The sequence below is a fragment of the Limnoraphis robusta CS-951 genome (assembly GCF_000972705.2).
Genome location: NZ_LATL02000361.1, coordinates 23,329 through 29,328, shown reverse-complemented (window position 1 = coordinate 29,328; position 6,000 = coordinate 23,329). Strand labels below are relative to the sequence as shown.

The window sequence follows — 6,000 nt, the reverse complement described above, 5'->3', positions numbered from 1 at the left end:
TGTTTATTCAACTCATCTAACTTTTTCTGTTTCGTGGCTGCATCGATATTTTCATCATCTTGAACTTCAAGAATTTGCTTGCCAATTTCCAATTCTCGAATGGGGTTCCAATTTTTATCGTCTGCGGGAACAAAGCTAGACCATTCAAGAGGGCCTAATACCGTTTCATCGGTATAATTGTAAAAGAAATTTTTAATTTTCTCTTTTAAATCTTCGGGTAAATCTTTCCGATAGCTAATAGGATCACTGGGAATTTCAGGAGAAGTCCAGATGATTTTGATTTTTTCATGGGCGGCTGGATTTGTTTTTTCTAGGCGACTAATAGACTCGTTGTTATTCGTTGCCACATCAACTTGATTATTCGCAACGGCTAACGCTGTGGCTTCGTGACTTCCTGAAAAAATCAGCTTTTCAAAAGCTTTTTTCGGGTTAACGTTGTTTTTGGCAAAAATATAATAACTCGGGACTAAAAAGCCCGAAGTTGAGTTCGGTTCATTAAATGCAAAGGTAAGATTTGCCGCATTTTTCAAGACATATTGATCGCCATTTTCTCCTTGAATTTCGGAAACAATGGGGTTATCTTTATTCGTGATTAAATAAGCATAGTAACCCTTGGAACCATCAAGCGCTATCGTTTGAGCAAATGCTTCAGCGTTGGCTATTTTAGCCGCTTCAATATAGGATTTTCCACCCAACCAAGCCAGATGAACTTGCCCGAACCGCATGGCTTCAATCACCCCATTATAGGAGGTCGCATAGAAGGCATTAACAGGCATTCCGAGTTCTTTAGACATCGCTTGAATAAACGGCTCCCAAATCGGTTTTTGGTTCGCCTGAGACTCTGTAGAGATGATGCCAAAATTGAGTTCTTTGATCTCAGATAAAGGCTTAACCTGTGTCGTTGTCGCAGTCACCGTTTCAGCTTGGGGTGTTTCTGAAGTCGGTTGAGTTTCAGAAGTCGTCGAACTGGGTGAACAACTGGCGAGGAGTTTGGCTGCACTCAGTGATAAAATAAACCAAGAAGTGGATTTAAAAAAATGGCGTCTGTCCATAGTTTCCTCTAAGTGACTTGTTGACTATTTCAAGGGTTAGAATCGGGAATTTTGATTTAGACTAATAATTCTCCATGTCCGCTTAAAACTAATTCTTTTGCGGCACTACCGTAGAGTTCGTTGAGTCGGTTTTTATCAAGTGCTTCTGTCGGCCCATCAAAGAGAACTTCTCCGTTTTTCAGAGCGACTGCACGGAGAAAATATTGCTGCACCATCTGCACTTGATGCAAAGAAGTAATCACGGTAATTCCATTTTGTTGGTTGAGTTCACTCAACAATTCCATAACTTTACGAGCCGATTCGGGATCGAGAGAAGCTATCGGTTCATCTGCTAAAATAATCCGAGAGCCCTGAACTAAACAGCGAGCAATTGCCACTCGTTGCTGCTGACCTCCTGATAGCATCGAAGCACGTTTGTAGGCTTGCTCTAAAATTCCCACTCGTTCTAAAGCAGACAAAGCTTGTATTTTTTCGGCTTTGGTAAAATAACGAATGGCAGAGCGGGCGAAGGACATTTGTGCTAAATTTCCAACGAGGACATTTTCAATCACACTGAGTCGCTTCACCAGATTAAATTGCTGAAAAATGCAACCCATGTTGCTTCGCAGTTGGCGAATTTTTGAATGAAATTTGCCATCGGATTGTAACGGAAAGTCAAAGACTTTAACGACACCACTATCGCCCCGTTCTAAACCGTTGAGATGGCGGAGGAGCGTTGATTTCCCCGAACCAGATGCCCCCACCAAGGCCACCATTTCCCCGGATTCTACGCTAAAGCTGACCTTTTGTAGAGCGGTTTTACCTCTGAAGCTTTTGGTCAGATGCGTCACTTCTACCGCAGTTTCTTTTAGCACAGTTGTGAACTCCCCCTTGACTTGAACTATCCATAGTTTGGAAGCTTGACATTAAAAGAAAAATATCTCTAGATGATCATTGGGTTAAATTTTATAAAAGATTTATTTTACCCACAGATAATACATCATAAAATATAAGCACATACTTGGGATTTTCTCAGTTCTTGGACTAAACGATAAGCTTGATGCTGATAGAGCGGAATGGGTAAAGTCGCGGGTAGGTTATTCATCAAATTTCGAGCTAGACTGAGTTGACAGCCTGAAATCCTGACGATGAGGTTTGCCCCTTCAAAAGCTGCATCTGGTGTGCGGGCGTCTTCGATGTGAACTTTCGTTGTTTTCGCAGCAATACAAATCCCTTGTTCAATGGCTTGTAATCCCTCCGTTGTCGCTAAAACCACCATGCGATCGCCAACTGAAAGTAGGATATCATCAGAGGGAATAAATCGAGCTATATTTTCTCCAGATTGATGTAAAATTGGCACAACTCCGTAACCATAAGCCACTTCTGACAACAGCAACCCGTTCAAGGTATCTCCCGCTTCAATCTGATATTCTGTGACTAAAATGGTTTCATTTCCCAGGCGAAATAAATTCAGAATATTTTCGCCAAATGCCGCTCCTGCAAACGCTTCGGCTGCGACTTTATAGGCACACAATACATCGGTTTTCGGCAATAACTGAGTTAAACTTTGACTAAGGCTTTGTTCCATCGTGCGAATTACGATATGACAATGGGGATTAACATTGCGTACCATCAAGCCAATTTCTAAGTTTAAAATCTCGTCATCCGTCACAATGACAACGCTACGGGCGGTGGCGAGATTGACTTTACTCAGGGCATCTGCATAATTACTAATAATCAGAGGAATAGACGGTAAAAGAGTCGAGTCAAATTGGGAATTTTCTGTGATTCCGACAATCGCCTGTTTAAACTCTTGCAAAAAAACCGCTACCCGTTGACCCACTCGCCCCAAACCAATCACAATCAGATGGTTATTTTGAGGAATGGGCGGACGTTTTCGAGTCAGTTGAAATCTTGCACTCAGGAGGGCTTGAGTGAGTAAAGCATACAACACCCCAACCAGGGCGGTTCCGGCTAGGGTTAGCCCCAAAGCAAAAAACTGTAACCACCCGGGAATTACGGTAACAGGTTCAAACTCACCGAAAATATCTGCATACCCCCCCAATAGCAAAATAATCACGCCGTAGAATGCACTCAGATACGTCGCTTCGGGGTAATATGAACGAAACAACAGCGTACCAATAACCGATAGAATAAACACAAACAAGCCACAAAATAGGGCGACTCGCCGCAGGGGTTGTTGTTCGCTTTGTTGCCAATATTGAATGATTTGTTGTTGGAGAAACTGCCAACTCAGATAATGCAATGAGTCTTGCAGAATTTGTTTTAAAGATAGCGTTGTTGTCGTCGTAGGTAATCGAGAAAATGACCGTTCGATGACTTCGACATAAACAATCATATCACCCGGGCTAGGTTGAAGATTAGGCTGCCAAGCGTGGACTTTTAGCGGTTGGGAAGAACCTCTCGGAAGATGACAAAGAAGACGCCGACTGCGACTATTGAGGTCTTGTAAACTTGAACGATTACACCAAGGATCACCCGGACTCAGTTGGCGTTGAATGATTTGGAAGCGGTAGCTATCTAGGTTGAAAAATCCGAGAATTTCAGTTCCTAAAGCCGCTAAGGCAAAGGCAAAAGCAGGCAGTTGTGTGGGTTCATAGGCGACTAAGTTTCCCAAAAGTTGACCCAGAAGTTGGTTGAGATTTTCCTTGGATGAACGCAAAACCAAACGAGAATATCGACTCAGTTTGCGAATAACGAGGGCGGTTTCGGCGTTGATTCGTTCGTTTGAGGTGACGATTAAGACACATCGAAAGTGTTGAATTTTTGCCTGATTCAGTAGGGCTGGATCTCGACAATCTCCAATGATTAAATTCTCTAATAAGTTGGGTAAATTGGGGATTTCCCAGTGTTGAGGATGGACTAATTCAATGGCACTCACTTTGACTCCGTAGGCTTTGAGCGCCACAACACAATGCTGTCCTAAACCCCCTAAACCACAGACTAAAAATTGATCGGACAGAGGTTGAGAATCATTTTCTTGCTGATTTTGAGGTCTATTTTCAGGAGTTGACATAGATGCAACCGATTTAACTTTCTTTTAAAGAATCTCGTTGACTTTGAGGCTGATGCAGGGAATCTGTTTCATCTCGATTGAGTCGCAGCAAAGACGATAGTATACTTCTAGATGAGCTTGGTCTTCCGCTTCAAAAAGTAAGTGTTGATCGGGGAATACTACACGCTCGAAGTAGCCTGTTTTTGTACTGATAATTCGCAATACTTGCAATTGAGAAGTTTGGTTTTTGTAGCTACAAAGAATCAGACTGTCAGAGGGAGGGTTCGAGAGGTTTGCAAAATTCATAGCAGATGTTCACACGCTTTTGTCTATACAAGTTGCCGCACCCAAACTTTCTAAACTCACTCAAGTTCGTGATGGATAGTCTATTGAGGATTTTCTGTTGAAGGCACAAGAGAAAAGGCTGGCAACCCTGGCTAGGAGTCTACGTTCCTTTACCCCTACCTTGATCAAAACACATCTGCTTGACAATTAAGTTAAGGTATGTTTAAGTAGTAACTCTGATATTCCCAATTAAGTTGGTAAAAAAAACACACAGGCGAATCCCGAATAAGCATTCAAAGTCACTCAGTTAGATAACTTTGGGGGTCATCTATTTTTTGTGACTTTGTTAAAAGAGCGGGTTTTGTTTGTTCAATACATTCATAAATCTATCTTGAGGAATAAACTTGATTTATGTTTTTTAGGGTAAGCACAAGCTGTTTTATATCTTTTGAATTAATTCTATTAACTTTTGTTAACTTACTAGAGACAGAGCTGTTATAATCACTAGAAGATAACTGAATCATTCCCTGAAAATGATTCGATTTCGGGAGGTGAAAATGACCACAACTACATTAGATAAAGTTAGAACATTGGGAGACTGGGCTGCACTCGGAATTCAGCAACACTTAGATAAAGTTCTCCAGCATGAAGCGGAAGTTTTGGCAGACAAAGATCCCGAAGAACTCCACCAAATGCGAGTCGGAATGCGACGTTTACGTTCAGCGATTACAGGATTTGCCCCGGTACTCGATTTACCCAAGGGAACACAAAACAAAAACATCGGGAAAGTCTCTCGGTGCTTAGGAGAATTGCGGGATTTAGATGTTCTACTCGAAGCCATTGATCAACGATACTATCCGAATTTACCCTCAAAAGAACAGAAAGCAATCAAGCAAGTTTTGTCCGAATTGAATCTACAGCGTCAACAAACGTTTAAGCAGGTGAAAAAGACGCTAGAAAGCAAGAAGTACAGACAATTAAAGCAAGAGTTGCAACAATGGTTAGACTCCCCGTGTTACACGAAAATCGAACAATTACCCATTGAAGAAGTTCTGCCCGATTTATTATTACCGCAAATTAGCCAACTGTTTTTACATCCCGGTTGGCAAGTGGGAATTGAACAGCTTCAAACAGAACCCACTCAAAATGGTTCAGAACAACTATCTTCTGAAACTGTAGAACAGATTTTGCAAGTCGAAGGAGAAACAATTCATGATCTGCGTAAACAAGTGAAGCGAGTTCGGTATTTGATGAACTTGTTTACTGATTTTTATGGCGCGACATACTCGGCTTATTTGCAAGACATGAAAGACATTCAAGAATATTTGGGCGATATTCAAGATAGTCATGTGTTAGAAGTCGTAATGACAAATGTTTTGGAGTCAGATATTAAGTCAGTCTTGCCGACTTTTGCCCAGGTGTTAGCGCAAAGTCGTTATAAAGCGTGGCAAAAATGGCAACTGTTTCAACGCCGATATCTAAATACAGAACTTCGCTTAAATTTCCGTTCAACCCTTCTGCATCCCATCGTAGACTTGACTTTACATTCAGAAGAATAAACCCTCACAATTAGTCACCACAATCGGCTAACGTGTTATTTCCCTCATCTGATTCAGGTGGGGGAGAGTTTGCACAAGATCGCGAAAGGTTTCTTTATTTTTGATGACG

The 6,000-nt window shown here is 41.6% G+C and carries 5 protein-coding genes; 1 reads left to right on the top strand and 4 read right to left on the bottom strand.

Translation table 11 applies throughout. The features are described from left to right. From phnD to WN50_RS30695, 4 genes are all read right to left on the bottom strand, one after another. A partial coding sequence (phnD, locus tag WN50_RS30710) for a phosphonate ABC transporter substrate-binding protein (protein WP_046280650.1) occupies positions 1 to 1,052 on the bottom strand: 1,052 nt, incomplete at its 3' end. 56 nt (positions 1,053 to 1,108) lie between these two features. Beyond that, positions 1,109 to 1,906 (bottom strand): phosphonate ABC transporter ATP-binding protein, encoded by a 798-nt coding sequence (phnC, locus tag WN50_RS30705; RefSeq protein ID WP_046280649.1) that lies wholly within the window; start codon positions 1,904 to 1,906, stop codon positions 1,109 to 1,111. A 125-nt stretch (positions 1,907 to 2,031) separates the two neighbouring features. Beyond that, positions 2,032 to 4,068, bottom strand: coding sequence for an NAD-binding protein (locus WN50_RS30700; protein ID WP_046280648.1), 2,037 nt, complete (start codon positions 4,066 to 4,068; stop codon positions 2,032 to 2,034). A 24-nt stretch (positions 4,069 to 4,092) separates the two neighbouring features. Further along, positions 4,093 to 4,353, bottom strand: a complete 261-nt coding sequence (locus tag WN50_RS30695) for a DUF1830 domain-containing protein (protein WP_046280647.1) — start codon at positions 4,351 to 4,353, stop codon at positions 4,093 to 4,095. Positions 4,354 to 4,889: 536 nt separating this feature from the next. Here WN50_RS30695 and WN50_RS30690 point away from each other — a divergent pair. Beyond that, the gene (locus WN50_RS30690; RefSeq protein ID WP_046280646.1) at positions 4,890 to 5,891 is read left to right on the top strand and encodes a CHAD domain-containing protein; all 1,002 of its coding nucleotides are present in this window, start codon (positions 4,890 to 4,892) and stop codon (positions 5,889 to 5,891) included. Positions 5,892 to 6,000 lie beyond the last annotated feature (109 nt).